The organism is Paenibacillus silvestris (genome assembly GCF_009882985.1).
GTDB lineage: Bacteria > Bacillota > Bacilli > Paenibacillales > NBRC-103111 > Paenibacillus_E > Paenibacillus_E silvestris.
Map to the genome: position 1 here is coordinate 41,116 of NZ_WTUZ01000005.1, position 19,593 is coordinate 60,708.

The 19,593-nt window shown below is 45.4% G+C and carries 18 protein-coding genes; 3 read left to right on the plus strand and 15 right to left on the minus strand.

The genetic code is table 11. From position 1 onward, the window contains the following. Positions 1-42: 42 nt before the first annotated feature. The 4 genes from GQF01_RS02095 to GQF01_RS02110 all read right to left on the minus strand — a co-directional run bounded on the left by GQF01_RS02095 (position 43) and on the right by GQF01_RS02110 (position 4,129). On the minus strand, positions 43-705 hold the full coding sequence (locus GQF01_RS02095) for an NAD(P)H-dependent oxidoreductase (RefSeq protein WP_161405240.1): 663 nt from the start codon (positions 703-705) through the stop codon (positions 43-45). A gap of 31 nt (positions 706-736) precedes the next feature. Continuing rightward, the gene (locus tag GQF01_RS02100; RefSeq protein WP_161405241.1) at positions 737-2,146 is read right to left on the minus strand and encodes an MFS transporter; all 1,410 of its coding nucleotides are present in this window, start codon (positions 2,144-2,146) and stop codon (positions 737-739) included. A 4-nt stretch (positions 2,147-2,150) separates the two neighbouring features. Continuing rightward, entirely contained in the window at positions 2,151-2,897 is a 747-nt protein-coding gene (locus GQF01_RS02105; protein ID WP_161405242.1) for a DsbA family oxidoreductase, read from the minus strand. A gap of 95 nt (positions 2,898-2,992) precedes the next feature. Next, positions 2,993-4,129 (minus strand): Gfo/Idh/MocA family protein, encoded by a 1,137-nt coding sequence (locus GQF01_RS02110; RefSeq protein ID WP_161405243.1) that lies wholly within the window; start codon positions 4,127-4,129, stop codon positions 2,993-2,995. 209 nt (positions 4,130-4,338) lie between these two features. Between GQF01_RS02110 and GQF01_RS02115 the strand changes: the two genes are divergently transcribed. Continuing rightward, positions 4,339-4,944 (plus strand): TetR/AcrR family transcriptional regulator, encoded by a 606-nt coding sequence (locus GQF01_RS02115; protein WP_161405244.1) that lies wholly within the window; start codon positions 4,339-4,341, stop codon positions 4,942-4,944. A gap of 229 nt (positions 4,945-5,173) precedes the next feature. Here GQF01_RS02115 and GQF01_RS02120 read toward each other — a convergent pair whose 3' ends face one another. The 5 genes from GQF01_RS02120 to garD all read right to left on the minus strand — a co-directional run bounded on the left by GQF01_RS02120 (position 5,174) and on the right by garD (position 10,142). Beyond that, positions 5,174-5,941, minus strand: coding sequence for a nucleotidyltransferase domain-containing protein (locus GQF01_RS02120; protein WP_161405245.1), 768 nt, complete (start codon positions 5,939-5,941; stop codon positions 5,174-5,176). Between the two features lie 457 nt (positions 5,942-6,398). Further along, a complete protein-coding gene (locus tag GQF01_RS02125; RefSeq protein ID WP_202556005.1) occupies positions 6,399-7,133 on the minus strand; it encodes an SDR family NAD(P)-dependent oxidoreductase in 735 nt (244 codons plus the stop codon). Between the two features lie 39 nt (positions 7,134-7,172). After that, complete coding sequence (locus GQF01_RS02130; protein WP_161405246.1) at positions 7,173-7,349, minus strand: hypothetical protein; 177 nt, start codon at positions 7,347-7,349, stop codon at positions 7,173-7,175. Between the two features lie 124 nt (positions 7,350-7,473). After that, positions 7,474-8,214, minus strand: a complete 741-nt coding sequence (locus GQF01_RS02135; RefSeq protein WP_161405247.1) for an SDR family NAD(P)-dependent oxidoreductase — start codon at positions 8,212-8,214, stop codon at positions 7,474-7,476. A 392-nt stretch (positions 8,215-8,606) separates the two neighbouring features. Beyond that, positions 8,607-10,142: a galactarate dehydratase gene (gene garD, locus GQF01_RS02140; RefSeq protein ID WP_328803382.1), complete on the minus strand. Its 1,536-nt coding sequence runs from the start codon at positions 10,140-10,142 to the stop codon at positions 8,607-8,609. A gap of 128 nt (positions 10,143-10,270) precedes the next feature. Between garD and GQF01_RS02145 the strand changes: the two genes are divergently transcribed. Further along, positions 10,271-11,191, plus strand: a complete 921-nt coding sequence (locus tag GQF01_RS02145; RefSeq protein WP_161405248.1) for a LysR family transcriptional regulator — start codon at positions 10,271-10,273, stop codon at positions 11,189-11,191. Positions 11,192-11,392: 201 nt separating this feature from the next. Here the strand turns inward: GQF01_RS02145 and GQF01_RS02150 are convergent, their stop codons facing one another. The 4 genes from GQF01_RS02150 to GQF01_RS02165 are packed head-to-tail and all read right to left on the minus strand — an operon-like array spanning position 11,393 to position 14,262. Continuing rightward, positions 11,393-11,944, minus strand: a complete 552-nt coding sequence (locus tag GQF01_RS02150; RefSeq protein WP_161405249.1) for a D-glycero-alpha-D-manno-heptose-1,7-bisphosphate 7-phosphatase — start codon at positions 11,942-11,944, stop codon at positions 11,393-11,395. Further along, positions 11,941-12,645 carry a nucleotidyltransferase family protein gene (locus GQF01_RS02155; protein WP_161405250.1) on the minus strand — a complete coding sequence of 235 codons (705 nt, stop codon included), beginning with the start codon at positions 12,643-12,645 and terminating at the stop codon, positions 11,941-11,943. Before GQF01_RS02155 ends, GQF01_RS02150 begins: the two co-directional genes overlap by 4 nt. 4 nt (positions 12,646-12,649) lie before the next feature. Beyond that, positions 12,650-13,234, minus strand: a complete 585-nt coding sequence (locus GQF01_RS02160) for a D-sedoheptulose-7-phosphate isomerase (protein ID WP_202556009.1) — start codon at positions 13,232-13,234, stop codon at positions 12,650-12,652. A gap of 2 nt (positions 13,235-13,236) precedes the next feature. Next, positions 13,237-14,262, minus strand: a complete 1,026-nt coding sequence (locus GQF01_RS02165) for a GHMP family kinase ATP-binding protein (protein ID WP_161405252.1) — start codon at positions 14,260-14,262, stop codon at positions 13,237-13,239. A gap of 207 nt (positions 14,263-14,469) precedes the next feature. Between GQF01_RS02165 and GQF01_RS02170 the strand changes: the two genes are divergently transcribed. Further along, on the plus strand, positions 14,470-16,611 hold the full coding sequence (locus GQF01_RS02170) for a glycosyltransferase (RefSeq protein WP_161405253.1): 2,142 nt from the start codon (positions 14,470-14,472) through the stop codon (positions 16,609-16,611). 98 nt (positions 16,612-16,709) lie between these two features. Here GQF01_RS02170 and GQF01_RS02175 read toward each other — a convergent pair whose 3' ends face one another. Further along, a complete protein-coding gene (locus GQF01_RS02175; RefSeq protein WP_235958808.1) occupies positions 16,710-17,750 on the minus strand; it encodes a glycosyltransferase in 1,041 nt (346 codons plus the stop codon). A gap of 228 nt (positions 17,751-17,978) precedes the next feature. Beyond that, positions 17,979-19,592: a response regulator gene (locus GQF01_RS02180; protein WP_161405254.1), complete on the minus strand. Its 1,614-nt coding sequence runs from the start codon at positions 19,590-19,592 to the stop codon at positions 17,979-17,981. Between the last annotated feature and the right edge of the window lies 1 nt (position 19,593).

Genomic DNA, 19,593 nt, shown 5'->3' on the forward strand with positions numbered 1-19,593 from the left:
TTACGAATTTAATTGTTAGTTCATGGTGATGGCTTACGAACGTTACAGAATCCATTCGGATACTTGTTCCATCGTTCTTCTTGTTTTATCACGCGGCTCTTTTGCCCGATAACCGAAAGCGACCATAACGCTTATTTCATACTCGTCGTCTCCGAGCAATCCTCGTTTTGCTAAAATTTCGTTGACTCTATCAGGATCGAAGCCTTCGATCGGACAAGAATCGATTCCGATCATCGCCGCGGAAGTCATCATATTCCCTAGTGCAATATAGGTTTGCTTAGAAGCCCAAGCTGTTCTCGCTTGTTCGTTATCGAGGTGGAACGAATCGAAGAAATTGTGCCATGCTCCAACGTTGTTTCGCACCATTTCGGCGGGATATTTTTTAACTTTTGTCAGCTGTTCATAAATATAAGGGGATTCCGGGATAAGTCCTTTACGAGCAAGAATAACGACCATGTGACTCGCGGTGGGCAGTTGATTGTACGCGCCGTAAGCGAACGGCCGAAGCTCTTCCCTAAGTTCAGGCTTTTGAACGACTAGAAATTTCCACGCCTCAAGACCGTTGGAGCTAGGCGATAATCTCCCTGTTTCCAGGATAAACCGGAAATCGTCTTCGGAAATTTTTTGGGTTGGGTCAAATGCTTTCGTTGCATGTCTAAAATGATATGCTTCCAGCACTTCTTTTTTTGTCGCACTCGTATTCATGTCGTTTCCTCCTTGGTGTGGTTAACAATTATTAAGCTTGCAGCAACGCTGCCTTTTTCTTTCTTAAGCTAAGTAAGGCCAGGAACAAAGCGAATAATGCAAAGCAGCCGCCAACGACTAATGCTGTTTGAAATCCCGACAGCATCGCTTCGTTGGACGATGGATCGGTTGCCGAAGCGGTCACCGAGCTCGCGACCGTAGCCAGAATAGACAATCCGAGGCTGCCTCCTAGTTGCAAGAACGTATTTACGATACCGCCTGCCACACCGTGCTCCTCAAGTCGCACATCCCTCACGGAACCTACGATGATAGCCGTAAATCCGGCTGCCGTCGAGAGACCTAATAGAATGAAGACCGGTAAAATAAATGCAGCATAGACGCTGTTCATGGACATGGTACTTAACCAGAACAAGCCGAGCGCATTAACGAGTTGCGAAACAATCAACAACATTTTCGCTCCGAATATACGCATGAAGTAAGGCGTGATTTGGGTGGCTAGAACGGACGATAAGCCCAGCGGTAGAAAAGCCAAACCCGTTATTAATGAAGAATAGCCAAGCGCATGGAAATACAGAGTTGAGAAATAAATAAATGCGGTCATGAAGGAATACATTAAGAATCCGATAATGTTCGAAGATACCAGCGAACCGATACGGAACAACCGGAGCGGCATGAGCGGGTTTTTGGCGTATTTCTCGATGAAAACGAATCCGACCAGAATAAGCGCTCCGACGATTAAGGTTACGATTTTCGTGGTCGACCAACTGCCATCGACATCAGGCATGGATAACCCGTAGACGAGAATGAATATGCCTAACAGCACAGCAATTGCGCCGGGCAAATCAATGGATTGCTTGTTCTTTTGCTCCATCGGCCGTTCTTTAACAAACACTAACCCGATAATGATCGCAATCCCGAGCGGGACGTTCAAGAAAAACAAGGATCGCCAACCGAGCGAGTCTGTCAGCAGCCCGCCAACGATTGATCCCGCAGCGAAACCGCCCGAACCTAATGCGCCGAAAATGGCAAAAGCTTTATTTCGTTGCGCGCCTTCGGGAATAGACGTACTAATCAACGACATGGCCGCAGGAATGGACAGCGCCGCGCCGATCCCCTGAATCGCCCTGCTCGCAATGAGCCAAACCGGATTCATCGCGAATCCGCCGGCGAGCGAAGCAGCCGCGAAAATTGCTAAACCGAGCGTTAACACGCGTTTCCTCCCGATCAAGTCGCTTGCACGTCCGCCGACAAGCAGAAAACAAGCGAAGGTGAGGACATAAGACGTGACGATCCATTGTAAATTATTTGTATTCATATGCAGCGCCAATTGGATCGCGGGTAACGCAACGGTCACCGTAGAGGAATTCATGACTTCCAAAAATTGTGCAAGACAAACTAAAATCAATAACAACATATTCGCTTTAGAAATCCGATCGCCCACGTAATTAACTCTCCTCTCTTAGTTTATTTAATTCTTGGTGCTCCACTGCGCATGAACCGTCTAAGCAGACGAGCTCTTCCGTATCCCCAGATGCGGAACGAAATTGAACGACGGGATGCTCTTCCGCCCAAGCTTTCTCTAGCGCCTCGACGAAAACTTCCGTCGTCTGCGCCCCAGAGATAGCGTATTTTCCATTAATTAAGAAGTAAGGAACGCCTCGAACACCTAACTTTTGCGCTTTAAGCTCGTCCGCTCTTACCTCGGCAGCGTATTGCTCACTAACTAACATCGCGGTCGTCCCAGCCGCGTCCAGTCCGACTTCAACAGCAATCATCACAAGTGTATTGTCGTCCCCGATATGCAAGGAATCGGTAAAATAAGCTTTGTACAACCGTTCCAACAATTCGTTCGTTTTTCCGAATTGCTTCGAATAATGAAGTAGACGGTGCGCATTAAATGTATTCGTGTGTATGGTAGAATCATAATTGAACGTCAGACCGTCTAGTTCTGCACGCTTTGTGATATCATCATGTACAGCTTTCATATGTGCTCTCGTCGATCCGAATTTCTTGGCCGATAGCCCATAAATATCATCGTTTACGTGAACTGCCATTTGCGGATCAAGTTCAAAGCTGCGATATACGATTTCCACTGAATCGCGATACTTGAACTTCTTTAACCCTTCTTCAAACTTCCGTTTTCCTATATAGCAATATGGACACACGATATCCGTCCAGACCTCTATCTTCATGAATTTCTCCCGCTTTCTGGATGTTTGTCGGAAAGGAGAAATACTCTCTCCTCTCCGGTTGCATCATTCCCGTTATGTTTTAATGCAGTATTCGTTTAGTTCACTTTTTGCTCGACTCCGGTACGAGAAGCCGTCATGATCGTGTCATATAACTGGTGGCGTTTGAGAGCATGAGCGAAGTCCGGCGTTTCATTCGTGCCTTCGCGAAGATCTTTAGCCAAGCTCGCATAAAATTTCCCGATGTTGCTTGATCTTGCCGGTCCTTCGGGAATCATTTTGATATCTTCGGTATATTGGCTTGGAATGACGATCTCGCCGAGCGTCTTGTCTTCGCCTTTGCCGCCCCTCAATCTCAGCTCGGTATTTTGCATATTTCCGTTGAAATCGGAGGTGATGACAAGCTCGCCATCCGTGCCGATAATCTCCCAACGCAAGTCGAAGTCCCGCGAAGTTCCGCTGCGGTATAAGGTTGTCGCCAACACGCCACTTTCTAACGTGCCGATAATGGCCATGTGATCCGGAGCCGTCACTTTGATTGTCGTTCCATTATCTATGATTTGAACTTCAGGGTGACGAACTTCAAGCTTCGCGGACACGTTATCGTAATCGCCGAGCACGTAATTCAGCCCGTCGATGGCGTGAAGTCCTGCGGACGCCAACATAGTCGCGCCGGCGTTCACGTCGTACGTATAAGCGAATTTTTGGATCGTGACGGGTTCCCAGATCAAGGCCGTACCGGATAATGTAGTTGCGAGTACGTTGCCGATATAGCCTTGAGTGATCAAATCACGGGCGTATTGGATTGCGGGAGAGTAACGCGCCTGCAAGCCGATAAACGTCCGAACGCCAGCCTCCTTGGCACGGTCCGCCAAGTCTTGCGCCTGTTCCGTGGATATGCCAAGCGGCCATTCGCTGTATACCATTTTGCCTGCTTCAATAGCAGCTCGAGCGATATCGTAATGGTATTGCACATTAATAGCGATCACGACAAGATCTACTTGAGGATGCTGAATCAAATCCTGGTAATTATCGAATCCAGGAACACCGAACGCTTCAGTAGCCGCATCCGCGGATTCGCGGTTGCTCGTGCTCACCGCAACCAGTTGGAAGTCAGGCAAGGCTTGAACCGCCGGGATGTGCGCTGCGACAGCCCACCCTGGGTTGGACGGACTTGCTCCGATAATACCTACACCGATTTTCTTATGATTGGCTTGCTGTTGATGATTGGACATTGTAGTTCCTCCTCAAATCTAATTGGCAATCGCGAACCTCGGACTCTATTTCCTGACAATATTGGCCCACCTGTACAAGATGGATAAGATATGTTCTAATAAGAGTTATTCGAGCGCGTTAGTGGACAGCGGTCCGCTTGTTAAACAATATAACCGGATCGCAGTCCGGTTGTCAAATGGATAATATTAAAAAAAAAGGGGGAAATATAATGTTGGAGAAAAACCTTCGCAAAGATGCGGAAAAACGCAGACAAGTCATTTTAGAAAAGGCAGCTGCTTTATTCGCCGAATATGGGGTCGAGCATGTCAGCATGCGTCAGATCGCCCGAGAAGCTGGAGTCGGTCAAGGCACACTTTACCGAAGCTATAACAACAAAGGGGAATTGTGCTGGGATCTCATCGGCGAAAGCTGCATCCAGAACTACGATCGGATCCAATCATTTTTAGGGGACCATACTTCCAGCCCGATTAAAGATCGTTTGGAAACTGCACTTCTGTATCATTTGGAGTCACTTGAGACGCATTCTCCCGTTCTTGCAGCCATCCAGGCGAACAGTGGCGGTGATGAGCAGCAAAACGTCCCTTTCTATTCAGAGCATTACGAATCCATTCATTCCGTTATCGTCCAATTATTGAACGAAGTGGCGAAGAAAACCGAGAACCTCGACCTCGATCCTGTTTTTACGGCGGATGCCATCATGGCGATATTGCGTCCTGATGTTTATATTTTCCAAAGACAGCATCGCGGTTATTCACCAGAAGAGATTAAAAACAAGCTCTTTCACGTGTTTATTGAGCCTCTATTCCATAAGTGATGAACATGGTACTGCATGCAAAAAAACAGCCAGCTACGCAAAGTAGTCGGCTGTTTTTTTTCTAGGAACAGTTGCTGAGGCAATCTGCTCCCTGTTTATTTTCTATAGTTCCCAGTTGAAATATAGTTGTGAGGCTTGCCGAACACCTAACGCATCGACGTCCCGACGAGCTTAGGGGGCTGGATGTGGTCACTCGTTTCTCAGAGTGACCCGGAGCGTCAATAAGGTGTTAGCCGAAGGAAGTTCTGGAAGCAGCCATTGCATTTAAGGCGTTCTCAAAATAGCTATATACTTCATCAGCAATTCCCAGAAACTCTTCAACAAGTACATGACTGTCCAAGTAACAAGCATACAGATAATCAACTAAAGCGGGGTCAATCTCACAATAGTTTAATATGGCATTCTTCATCTCAATAATGTCATCTTGCCATACACCTGTATCTTCTAAAACCAAAGAGTATAATGCACGAATTAATCTCTTAGAGTAACCTTTTATATATCTAGTTTTCATTGTGTAATCACTAGCATTAGAAAGTAAACTATGTATACGATTTACTTCCTCCTTGGTCTCTGTATTTAAGTCTAAAATGAACTCTGGAGAAATAATTATTGGTGGTACTTTTTCACCCACGTCATGACCATATATGCAAACACAAATTATCTTTACCCAAAAACCCCACTCATTTGGTTTACTTAATACATCGTCAATCGAGCAAATTATCGTATCAATCTTAGTTACTACTGGATATTCTTCCAAAAGCCTGTCTTTAATAGTTGACAATCTTTCGTAATCAATTTCTTTGGGATTTACACATACAATAGTAAAGTCTGCATCTGACTTAAAAGGTTTAGCAGTTCCTTTTGGAATCGAGCCACACATATAAATGCTATGAACCTTACCTTTAAATTCGGTAAGTATATTATCTATATACTTATCAATAAAATCCTTATATTCACTTTGTATTACAATTCTATTTATAACTTTTTCTAATATCATATAGACTCCTCCTAAACTAAGAACTTCTTTCGGCTAACGTCTTTTTGCGAACTTCGTAAATTCGTCATGACTTAAGTTATTCGCAAAATCATTCAACTATCCTGCCCGTTCGTATTAACGTCTGCTTGTTGAAAATTGATCGAGTCTTTAACCTGTCTAGAGATCGGTGTCTAGAATGTTGGGAGATTTGTGTCATTGGACAATTATTGTTGATGATTGTCAGTTGATCTTGAAGCTCGTTTGCCAGCGTCCCGCCTGCTATCCAATAGATAATTCCGCCGATGATTGATCGACTTTTGATTCCATTCAACATCTTCATCACCTCGTAAATCTTTGAATAGCTCTTCTGCAAAGAATGTATGCTTACAAAAATGAAGAAGTCCTTGATACTCAAGGACTTCTTTTCTCCAGCCCAGCCGCGTTAGACACGGTCAGCTTATTTTTCTGCTTTCATAAGTTATATAAACATCCCGCCGTCTACTTTGAGGATCTCTCCTGTCACAAAATGCGAATGCGCAATTAATGAATAAGCGACTTCAGCCACATCTTCCGGAGTTGCAATTCTACCAAGCGGTGTTCCCTCTGCCAGTCGCTTGATATGATCCTCCTGCCCCTCAACCCATCGGGTTTGTACAATCCCAGGCGCAATACTATTGACGCGAACTTCAGGGGCCATGATACGGGCAAGCGATTTCGTTACACTAATAGCAGCGGCTTTCGAGGCGGCATAAGCGATCGAACTGCCTAGCCCCGTCAACCCTGCGACCGACGTAATGTTTACGATACAGCCTTTCTGCTTTTTTAATTCGACAGCTGCGGCCCGGCTGCAAAAGAAAAGCCCCTTTACATTGACATCCATGACCCTGTCCCAATACTCCTCTTTCAACCCCTCAAGATCATCATGACTAACAAAATCGGTCACTCCTGCATTATTGACTAAAATATCCAATCGTCCGAATGAACCTATGATTTCTTTAATCATTTGGCGTACCTGAAGATCATCGGAAACCGTAGCTTTAAACAACAGACATTTTACTCCTAAAGCCTCAATTTCCTTTTGGGTCTCCAATGCTTCATTTTCCGATTTGGAATAATTGATTGTAATATGGACGCCTTCCCTTGCTAAACGAAGAGCGATGGCTTTTCCGATACCGGTTGCAGAGCCGGTAATAACAGCTACATTTCCTCTCATAATTCACCTTATCATTTTTTTATTTTGCTATTAACTTAATCATTCTGTTCCCAAGGGCAACAGCATCGGGTCTTCCGGACCGACTACCGTGGTCAACGGTTTGAGAACCAGGATCGGCAAGTCTGGAATTGCTGGCTTGGATATTCCTTCGCCGGAAATCGTAAATCGAGCTAGTTCATCTGTATGATCAACCGTCATGTTCGTTATTATGAACATTGTTCTAAATGTTGCTTCAAGAAAATATTCCCACAGTTTTCTGCTTGTGTCAATCGAATTTCAGGAAATATATGAAAGAAAAAAATCCCTATTCACCAGAAGTGAACAGGGATTTCTATTGTTTCTAGCCTCTCAGCTGAATCTCATAATCTGTGACAATCTTTCCATCGTACTGAATAATTTGTCCATTTTGATTCTTACCAGACAGGATAATGTCGGTACTTATCTGCCCAGCGGCTTCGGGAGACTTGACGAATCCGCCGTGCGCACCAGCTTCCATGCCGTTCAAGTCAGTTGCGACTGCGCCAGGCATGATGCCGAAAATCTGGCGATGGCTGCCCATTTTTTCAAACTCGTAAGCGTAAGTCAGTGTCATCACGTTGAGTGCTGCTTTGCTCGTAATGTAAGCGAGCGGGTGCCAAAAGTCGGTCGGCGAAATTGGAACGGTGATATTGACGATTTTCGCGTTGTCTGTCAGAGATGACAGCAGACTTTTGATGAGCTCATGTGTGCCGAGAAAATTCGTTTCCATCGTCGTACGTAAATCCTCTGTTGTATAGTCAAATGTGTGCTTTGCGAGGTCGAGCGCCGCGCGCCCAGGCTTGACACTATCAGGAATTCCAGCATTATTGACCAAAATATCGAGCGAATTAACCATTTTAGCCGCTGCGTGTAAGCTGTCAAGATTATTCAAATCAATCTTGATGAACGTTGCTGATATGTCTTCTGCGGCAAGTTTTTCGACTGCTGCCTGCCCACGGGCTTCATCACGCGCTCCAACGAGAATATCATAGCCACGCTTACCAAGACTTCGAGCGATTTCGAAACCGATTCCTTTATTTGCGCCAGTGACAAGTGCTTTCATAGTGAGCTCCTTTTCATTTTTTATTTGATACAAGCATATTATAACTTAACGATAGAATAATCAGCATCCTCCATTACGTCTCAATTCCTCTGATACGATGCGTTTCTGCGTTGTAAAAGGCAGCCGCTTGTTGTGACTTCCTTCCTGGTGTTTTTATTAAGAAATAGTTCCCGCTAAATCATACCTCTAGTAGGATACCCTATTGGTCTATAGTAAAAACCTGTACCCTTTGAATGTTTCCCTGATTGCTCCTCAACAAGAACTTGTTTACTTCGAGTAACGATTCCTAAAACATTGGCACGTGGATACAAGTATCTCCCTCCTCAAACCAGAATTTCTTTTATTCAATACTACCACAATTTGGATGAAATTCACTCCACTAATGCCCGTTATCAGGTGACGGGTGCAGGGTTAAATAAAGCGAGGTCATTGTGCAGCCCCCAATGGTCTGCCCAAGTTCGCTTGTTCCCGCTCGCAACATCCAAAATGAGATGGAACAGCTCCCAGCCCACTTCTTCAATCGTCGCATCCCCCGTCGCAATGGTTCCTGCGTTTAGATCTATCAGATCATGCCATTGCTCTGCTAACGCATTTCTCGTCGATACTTTGATGACCGGAGCGGCAGCCAATCCGTAAGGCGTGCCTCTTCCAGTTGTAAACACCTGTACATTGATGCCGGAAGCTAGTTGCAACGTACCGCATACAAAATCGCTGGCAGGCGTCGCTGCGAAGAGCAGCCCCTTCTGGGTTGCTCTTTCACCAGGAGATAGGACACCGGCAATCGGACTCGTACCCGATTTGACGATAGATCCGAGGGACTTCTCGACGATGTTGACTAAGCCGCCTCTTTTATTCCCAGGTGTCGTATTCGCGCTGCGATCCGCGCTGCCACGATGCAGGTAATTATCATACCAATCCATCTCACGGATTAAAGCTCGCCCAACATCCTCATTCACTGCACGGGGTGTTAATAAGTGAATGGCATCCCTGACCTCCGTAACTTCGGAGAACAACACCGTAGCTCCAGCACGTACGAGCAAATCAGCAGCGTATCCGACAGCCGGATTCGCTGTAACTCCCGAGAATGCATCGCTTCCCCCGCATTGCAAACCAACTACTAGCGCCGATGCAGGACAAGTCATGCGTTTCCGGCTGTTCAATCTGTCAAGGCGCTTCTCCGCCATCGCCATAATCGATCTGACCATTGGCATAAACCCGTGGCTCTCCTGCAGGGTTACGATCTGATCAGTGGCACCTCCGGGGACGATCCGTTCGGGAAGCAGCTTTTCACACCCCAGTCCGACGACCATGAGCTCCCCGCCGAAGTTCGGATTTTGCGCGAGATTCTGAATGGTGCGTATCGGAATAATGGCGTCAGGCGCGTTAATCGCCACCCCGCAGCCGTAGGTATGGGTTAGTGCGATCACGTCTTCGACGTTCGGAAATCGAGGAAGGAGCTCTTCTTTAATTTTCTTCACTGCGAAGTTCAACACGCCGGCTACGCATTGCACACTGGTCGTAATGCCTAAAATATTTTTACTTCCAACACTTCCGTCCTCATTCAAGTACCCCTCGAACGTATAGCCTTCCAACGGAGGAATGGTTTGTTGTAAGTTGCTTGCTATTGAGAGCTCTAACAATTGAGGCGGTATCGGCATTCTCACCAATGATTCATCGATCCGGCTCCCCCTCGCTATCCCTCTCATCGCATACCCGATTATCTCTCCATAACGGATAATCGCCTCATCTGGATTTAAATCAGCAAGTGCCACCTTATGACCCTGTGGAACATTTTGCAGGAGCTTAAGGCCGCAGGGAAATACCGTTCCTTCCGGCAGTCCGCCATCATTGGCAACAATCGCCATATTATCCTTCGGATTAACCTGAATATACAGCGGCTTTTCATGTTCAACACGTTGAACAGTCACATGGATAGTCCCCTCTCATAAGCACTTGTTCCTGAATTGAACTTATAGTAATCTAGAATTATCGAAAAGTAAAAGTGATTAAAATACGTTTTCCCTAAATTAATTTAAGAGTTGAGGAGCGACTGTATATGGAGTTGAAGCAGTTGGAATACATCATTCAAATTGCCGAAGACAACAACATAACCAGGGCTGCGGAAAAACTATTCATTACGCAATCTGCTCTCAATCAGCAGCTCCTGAAGCTTGAGAATGAGCTGGGTACGCAGCTCTTCGTTCGCTCCAGAAATAATTGGCATCTGACTCAGGCAGGCACCATCTATGTTGAAAACGCCAAAAGTATCCTGCTGATCAAGAAAGAGACCTACAACAAAATCAATGACCTGCTTGAGATCAAAGAAGGAACACTAAAGATTGGTTTAACTCCTGAAAGAGGTACCGACATGTTTGCAGCCATTTATCCGGGTTTTTATAATAAATATCCCAAAGTCAAGATCGAGCCCCTTGAAATGACCGTCAAAGAGCAGCAACATGCCATATCTCAAGGTAATCTGGATATCGGCTTTGTCACGCTTCAGCAGACTCAGAAAACGAAAGATGCTTATATGCCGATCTGTTCTGAGGAGTTGATCTTGTGTATTCCCAGCTCCCACCCACTCGCGCATTTAGGAGGCCGCCTCGGGGAACCACTTCCTGAAATCAGCCTTAACCACTTTGTAGAGGATTCATTCGCCGTCATGCGGAAAGGCTCCACATTACGGGAAATTTATGACGATCTCTTGGCCGAAGACGATATTTCACCTCCAATATTATTGGAAACGCGAAGCTGTCAAACTTTGTTCGAACTTGTCGCCGAGGGCATTTGTTGTTCAGTCCTTCCAATCAGTTATGCCAGCTCCTTGTCGAATGTCTCCTATTTCTCTCTACTTCAGCATCCGGTGTGGGAAATTGCCGCCAGCTATAAAAAAGACAGCTATCTGAATCAAGCAGCGAAAGAATTGATCGCCCTTTGCAAAGAATATTGGGAAAGAAAGATGAGCAGCATTAGATAAATTATCGGCCAACACACTATAATGTGTAGGCCGTTTTCATGCACCTTGTGGGTAACTATTTCCAGCACCAGCATCACAACTACCTAAAATAGTGACTTCCTATTGCAATTCTATAAGGAGTAACGATAGCTCAATAATAATTCAAGCTGCCAATTTTCTTGGCAGCCTGATGATGTACCGGTCATATTATATGAAAATGTTTTAATTGCTTTTGTCAAAAAAATGGTCAGCTGCCTCTCGTATATGCCTTACTGTAAATGTAGCCGCAGTAGTCGAACTTTCATCACAGCCACGAATCAAGATCGTGGTCCCGACTCCCGCCCGCAAACCCGCTTCAATGTCACTCTCTTTATCACCTATTAACACCGATGAGGCTAGATCCAGCTGGAACTCCCGCATTGCTTGTAAAATCATACCCGGATTTGGCTTTCGACATAATGCGTCTTGTTTGTATTCGCCTATTCCGTGTACCGGATGATAGGGACAATAATATACTTTGGCCATCCGGATACCGTGTGCCTCGAATTTCCCCAACATCCATGTCGTTAACTCCCAAAAGTCCTCCTCCGTGTAATATCCCCGCCCAATTCCTGCTTGGTTGGTTACAATGATAAGTAAAAACCCCGCTTGTTGAAAACGTAAAAGGTTCTCGAATATTCCCTCGTTAAACTCGAAATCCTCTACTTTGTAAACATACGATTTGTCAATGTTAATTACACCATCTCTATCAAGCAAAAGCGCCTTCGGTCTCATCCGTTTTCACCTGCAGTGACAAGCTCGGATTTCGCACGCTCATAGTCTTCCGGAATACCGATATCGATAAAATATCCTTCACTTGGGAAGCCATACATGTTAAGCCTCTGTGCTCCGGGGTTTTCCAGAAATCGTTCAAATGAAAATTTGCCAGTCAGCTCAAATGGATCCCATAAATCGGTACGAGCTACGTATACACCACCATTAATCAAGCCGGATTCACACATACGTTTCTCTTGAAAGTTGTAAACCCGATAGTCCGAATTTACGATAACGGTACCGTATCGGTCAAACTGCTTCATTGGTTTAAGTGAAAGCGTCAAGTCGGCAGCGCGTTCTTGATGATACTGTACCAGTTGCCGGATATCAACTTGGAACATCGTGTCTCCGTTTAATAACAGCACCTGCTCGCCGGAGATCTGATCCATCGCCTTCTTTAGAGCCCCTCCGGTTCCTAGTGGTTCTTCTTCCACCGAATACGTGATTCTTATTTCTCCGCAGCGATGGCCGAAATAGGAACTTATGGTTTCATGTTTGTATCCTACTGCGAGTACCACATTGCGAACCCCTTGCATCTCCAAACGTTCAATAATGTAACGAAGAAATGGTTTGCCCCCTACGGGAGCCATCGGTTTTGGTACATCCCAGATAACCTCACGCAAACGGGTCCCGAGCCCACCAGCTAAAATGACTGCTTCCATATGCCTAAAATCCCTTGCCAAATATGGTTTCTTCGACAATTGCACATAAAATATGGCCAATCAGAATATGTGCTTCTTGGATTCTCGGGGTTTCTTGGGATGGGATACGAATACATATATCGCATAGAGCTGCCAAACTGCCTCCAGTTTCACCGGTTAAACCAATGGTCGTGATCCCCATAGTTCGGGACATTTCTAAACCTCTCAGAACATTGGGAGAGTTGCCGGATGTGGATATGCCAATAAATAAGTCTCCGGTTCGGCCGAGAGCTTGAATTTGCCGTGAAAACAACTGTTCATATCCGTAGTCGTTTCCAATTGCAGTAAGCACGGAGGTATCCGTCGTAAGTGCGATGCAGGGCAGTCCGGGACGATCGAAATAAAAACGGCTGACGAATTCGCCAGCAATATGCTGAGCATCTGCCGCACTTCCACCATTGCCGCCGATAATGATTTTATTTCCCTTTTGGTAAACCTCAATCATTTTTCTAGCTGCCTGCTCTATCAAACTCAATATCGCTCTATCTTTAGCAATCGCCCGTTTAATCTCAATCGACTGTAAAATATGGCTGCTAATATACGTCTTCAAATTTATACCCTCCACCCTAGCGTTCCGTTCTTTGTAAAATGAACTTGAAACACTTTGCCCCCTAGTTCGTTCAGTCGATGAACGACTTGAATGCGTTTGACGGGATCGACGATGAACATCATAAATCCGCCCCCTCCAGCTCCGGATACCTTGCCTGCATAGGCACCGGCTGTAATAGCCGTATTGTATATGAAGTCAATCCGGTCGTTCGTTATAGAGGCAGCCATCTTTTTTTTGGCATTCCATGATTTCCCCAAGTGATCAGCAAACTTTTTGATTTCGCCCTTTAATATACATTCCTTTATGGCATACGCCTCCGCTTTCAATTCATGGGTCGCTTCCAGAGCCGATTGGTTCTTTTCAAGTGTATTGCGCACTTGTTCGTCAATGATCACGGAAGATTGCCTTGATGCTCCCGTGTAATATAAAATCATAGAACTTTCCAATTCACTTATAATCCAGTTTTTCACCCGAAGTGGGTTCACAATAACCCGATTATTCTCGTGAAACTCAATAAAGTTGAAGCCGCCGAAGGTGGCCGCATATTGATCCTGCCTTCCTCCGCCCCAGCCGACATCGATACGTTCGATTTCATAGGCAAGCTGAGCGATTTCGTATTCCCCGAGCGGCAGATTAAGCCATTCCACGAAAGCTTTCAACATGGCAACCACCATCGTAGATGATGAACCTAGACCGGATCCTGCCGGAGCGTCAGAATAGGTGGTCATCCGAAAAGAGAGTGGCTTGTCTTGCATAAACTGTTTGACAATCCGGTTGTACACGCCTTTATGCAAGCTTAGACAACCATCCAATTCCAGCTCCTGGCGAGCGTCCGAATGGAACTCTTCTTTGAGATCCGAAGCGACAAAAGTAAGGTTACCGTCATCAATGACCTCAATCGTACAATAGGCGTACAAATCAATCGTCGCATTCAGTACGCATCCTCCGAATAAATCGCAATAAGGCGAGACATCTGTTCCTCCTCCGGCTAGCCCTAATCTTAAAGGGGCTTTAGACCTAATGATCATGTGATACCTCCGTTCATTTATTGTCCAATCTGCTTATAACCAATTCAGCATATGTGCGAATAATACAACTTGTATGGACACATGGTGCAGAGCGGGAAATTTTCCAACCACCTTGCTTCTTGGAAATAAACGTTTGTCCCATTCACACCCTTTGCAGAGGGAATAGTATAGGTATGTGATAATGAATTACGTCCAGGAGGTGTTTAGGTGAAGCTAGCGGCTAGGAGAAAGAAGAGAAAGACAGTTGCGTCTGCACTCGTTCGAAAGCTTCGTACACGCAAACAAACAGCAGCTGGCCGGCGACTATTGCTCAAACGTGGAAAATCCGCACGTGCCCGTTGGAAAAAACAGTCAGTTGGGAAGCTTAATAAACGCAAACGGATCCGGCGCTTGAAGCGTAGTCGGATCCGTAAAGGATTACCACTTGTTAATAAGCTGTCGGTACCGGTCTGGGATCACCCATTGGTTAGCATCATTATTCCTGTTTACAACAAATGGGATTTTACCTATCCATGCTTGGTGTCCATCGTTGAGAACACCCGTGGAATCCCTTACGAAATCATCGTGGTGGATGATATTTCCGACGACTCAACAGCTCGTATCGGACAATTTGTCAAACATGTCACTGTCATCCGCAATAAGGTGAAGAGGGGATTTCTTCATAACTGCAATCGTGGGGCAGAGATCTCCAGAGGAAAGTATGTATTATTTTTAAATAACGATACCAAAGTGACTCCCGGTTGGTTGGAGCATCTGCTGTCTTTACCGGAAAAAGACCCAACTATCGGAATCGTAGGCTCTAAGTTGATATATCCGGACGGAAGACTTCAGGAAGCCGGCGGTATCGTCTTTAATAACGGGTATGCAAGGAATTATGGTCGTTTAGATAACCCGAACAAACATGAGTACAACTATGTCAAGGAAGTGGATTATATCTCTGGGGCATCGCTAATGATTCGTAAAGACTTATGGAATCGAATGGGCGGTTTTGACGTGCTTTTCGCACCTGCTTACTCAGAGGATGTGGACATTGCTTTCCAAGCAAGACAACTCGGATACAAGGTCGTATTGCAACCCAAATCTGTTGTCGTGCACTACGAGGGAGTATCCCACGGCACAGACCTCAACTCAGGAGTTAAAAAATATCAGGTGATTAACCAACAGAAATTTAGAGAAAAATGGGCGGGAGTACTCGAGCGGGATCATCTTGCCGACGGTGAACACACCTTTTGGGCAAGGGAACGCTCTAAGGATAAGAAAACCATTTTGGTCATTGACTACGGTGTTCCAAGTTTCGACCAAGATGCGGGCAGCCGAACGACGTTTATGTATCTGAAACTGCTTGTGGATATGGGCTTAAATGTAAAGTTTATTCCAGACAACTTCACCAAACTGGAACCCTATGGCTCCGAACTCGAACAGCTCGGTGTCGAGATCATCTACGGAACACAGGATCGCAGGTATTACGAATACTGGATCGTTAAGCACAAGGATTACATTGATTATGTCCTATTGAACCGGCCTGGCATTTCACATAAATATATCGATCTAATCAAAGCCCTTACCCGCGCTAAAATCCTGTACTATGGTCATGACTTGCATTACGTTCGTGAGCTGAAGCGCTTCGGATTGGACCAAAACCGCGGGTTGCTTCAAGAATCAGAGTACATCAGAAGACTGGAGTTCGACTTGTTCAGCAAAGCAGATACCATCCTGACCTGCAGCGACTCGGAAAAACGAATTATCGATGGGAACTTTCCAAATAAAAGTACCTTATTGCTGCCAGCCTATTACTTTGACCAAACGATCCCGAAAACAAAGTCGTGGGATGAACGCACTGGTCTGCTCTTTGTTGGGGGCTTCAAACATAGTCCTAATGCCGACGGTATTTTGTGGTTTTGTCGTGATATCCTGCCTATTGTGCAGAGATCCATTCCTGACATACAATTGTTCATCGTCGGTTCCAATCCTACGCAGGAGGTACAAGGATTACAATCGGATCGGATTACTGTCAAAGGATTTGTATCCGACCAAGAGCTTAAAGAGCTGTATGGAAACACAAAAATTGCCGTTATTCCTCTTCGCTACGGAGCGGGTGTGAAAGGTAAAACGATAGAAGCAATGTGTCATCAGACGCCGTTAGTTACTACTAGTACGGGGATCGAAGGGTTGCAAAATATTAGGCAATCGATTGAACCTAAGAACACTCCTCAGGAATTCGCCGAAGAAATCATCCAGTTATACCACAATAACAGTCTATTAGAGCACAAAGCCGAACAAAGTAAACAGTACGTGGAGACTTACTACTCCAGAACAAGAGCCTTGGAGTGTATAAATTTAGCTTTGTAGCGCTTGATAAAATCAAAAAAGTGACTGAAAGTTTAGACTTTCAGTCACTTTTTTTTCTACAATCGAATGTAATTTGAGTGACCAGGAGAGCGTTTTTCTCATCGCTTCGAACCGTTCATATCTCCTTTTTCTTTCTTTTCAGCAAAATAACTTTTCATAATTGCTGGGTGTTTCCCGGTAAAAGGCTTCGTCAAAATGTCATATTCGATCCGACCCGTCGGTTTCCCTAAGTATTGATCGACATCCCGACGACGGTTATCGTTTGCTTTAACCCGGGAACCGAAAGCATAATGGTAATGGTAGGCTGGAATTACCTCAACCTTATTGGGGATTTCCCACATGTAACGTCCGAACATCTGCAATTTGCAGTGATTTTTGGCATCGTCGTATCGAATACCAATATGATTGCGCCACATGAGGTATTTATTGACAGACCAGTGATTGTCATTCGCTGCATTTATTCTTATTGTTTGAGGATTCATCCAGAATTGTACCCACGGGAATGAGATCGCATCCGTTTCTTTCTGGGCCATCAGACGAGGCAAGGCATCACGGAAGCTATCATCCATTATCTCATCGGCATCGATCGCCATAATCCAATCTCCGGCAGCTTGGTCGACCAGGAAATTTCTCACAACTGACTCATTCCAATCATCGGAGTAGGGCAATCCTGTCTGCTTCATATGGAACAGCCGAATATTTGCGCGCTTTTTCCACTCATCTATTATTCTTACACTGGCGTCAGTGCTTCCTCCATCTACAATAAGAATTTCATCTGCGTAGGAAGCGGCACTTTCTAGAAACAGCGGCAGCAACTTTTCCTCATTCAATATCGGCGCGATGACCGTAAGTCTTGGCTTCGTCTCTGATATAGTAGCTTGCGGAACATCCACAGGTTCAAAAACTAATGGTACGTCTATAACAGCAGGTGGAGGCTGCTTCGCTGGAGCTGTGTATCGTTTAAATGTTCTTCTTCCCGTACGTTTTTTTAATTTTCGCAGTGGACGCTTGCGGAATTTTATTGTTCTCCGCGTTCGTTTCATTTTGATCCCATTTTTCCTGTGGATTCTCTTACGCAGCTTTTGTTTTCGATTCTTTTTGACGGCTTTTTTAGCTACTTGCTGGAGAACTTTTTTCATTGAGGACCTCCTTCGTGGTGTAGTTAAAACGATTCGGGAATCACATGCTATTTACTTTGCCATTCCTGTAATCCAAGTTAGTATATTCAACCCCCTCTGCCTATGAATGGACGAATAACTACACTTAAGTTATTGCTGGCCCAAACTATGTAGCTGCCACCACCGAACGAACCTATTATTTACAGTAATTTACAATCCGCTCTGTCTCAGCCTTGCTGGCGGGCTTTATCAGCCAGGTATTCCCCTCATCTCGCTGGGGACTACGCCCCAATATTTCTGAAATTGCTTAGAAAAGAAGCCGACATTAATATAGCCGACCATGCGCGCCGCATCATGCACCTTGGATCCATCGATTAAATACTGCCTAGCACGCAGCATCTTCCGTTCTATCACATAATCGGAATATGACTTCTTCATATTATGTTTAAACATTCGGCTTAAATAGGAAGAGTTGATATAAAAACGGTTGGCCATGCTTTGTAAGCTGATATCCGTATCAATGTGCTCCTCGATCAGGTGCAGCATATCTTGAATGAGCTTACTGCTTCCAGTGTTGCGGCGCTGTGCGGCGAAAGCGAGGATTTTACGGACGATTCGTCTGAAAAAGGAGGCGATCTGTTCCCTCGTCACAAAACTACTCAAATGATACATCAGCGCTGCATCCTCCTGAAGCACAGCAGCAACGGACCAATTGCGTGTATGAATGCACTGGGTCAATAAGCTACTCAAGAGCAGCACCTGCTCCTGAATGATCTCCGCAGAAGTAGCAGTCTGGCCTAGTTCGCCAATCAACTCTTCCATCGCCTTCTTTGCATGCTCTTCATCTTCCATATCGAGAGCCACGGTAAGGCTGCGTAAGGAGGCTGGCTGAAACCATACGCTCGGTTGATCTTCTTCTATTTGTAGGTCATGATGATGTAGCGCTAGATGATGCCCGTAAACCACACGTGACAGAAGAGCGCGTTTGGCCAGCCGCAAGGAATGTTTGGCCTCACCGCTGTCAGTGAAAACGCTTCCGATACCGGCGCTTGCCGTCAGCTTCAAACAGTCCTTAACGACAGACAGAACCTTAACAGCCAGAAAATTGATTCTCTGCTGAAATTCACCCTCATGCTCATCACTCCTACTGTGAAACAAAGCAAGAATGGAACCGTAAGAATCATGAAGTACAAAACAATCGCTTCCCCTTAAACTTTCCTCCGTGATGCTGTAGAGAGAGAACTGTAGCAAACCCATATCCTGTTTGGAAAATCGGATCTCCGCTTCCTCCAGCGGGTCCATTTCAAATACGACGACGGCAAAGTAGTGACTGTCCGATAAGCGAATTCCTAGCTTTTCTGACTGCTGTTTTAGCTGCCAATCTGTATAAAGTCCATTCATCCAGCTCTCATAGAAGTTCGCCTTGAGCTTGGGCAAATATTGCTCCCAGTTCGTTTCTAGTAGATACCGCTCATGACGATCCGACCGCTCGCATTGGAGTTGTCCTGCAGCGTTCAGCACTGCCTTCAATACTTCATCGTTGCCAGCAGGCTTGAGTAGAAAATGGCTGACACCGATATCGATTGAGGCTCTCGCATATTCAAAATCATCATGGCCACTCAGAATGATAATTTTCAAATCCTTATCGGTTTCTCTGATTTTGGCAGCCAGATCTAAGCCGTTAATGCCCGGTAATCGAATATCCAACAGCAGCAGATCCGGTTTAACCCGCTCCACCATTCGCCACGCATCGAGTCCATCTCCTACCTCGGCAGCCACGTGAATACCATGCTCCTCCCAAGGTATCGTTTGCACGAGCCTTTGCCGAATATCAACTTCATCTTCTATGATCATCAGATTCATG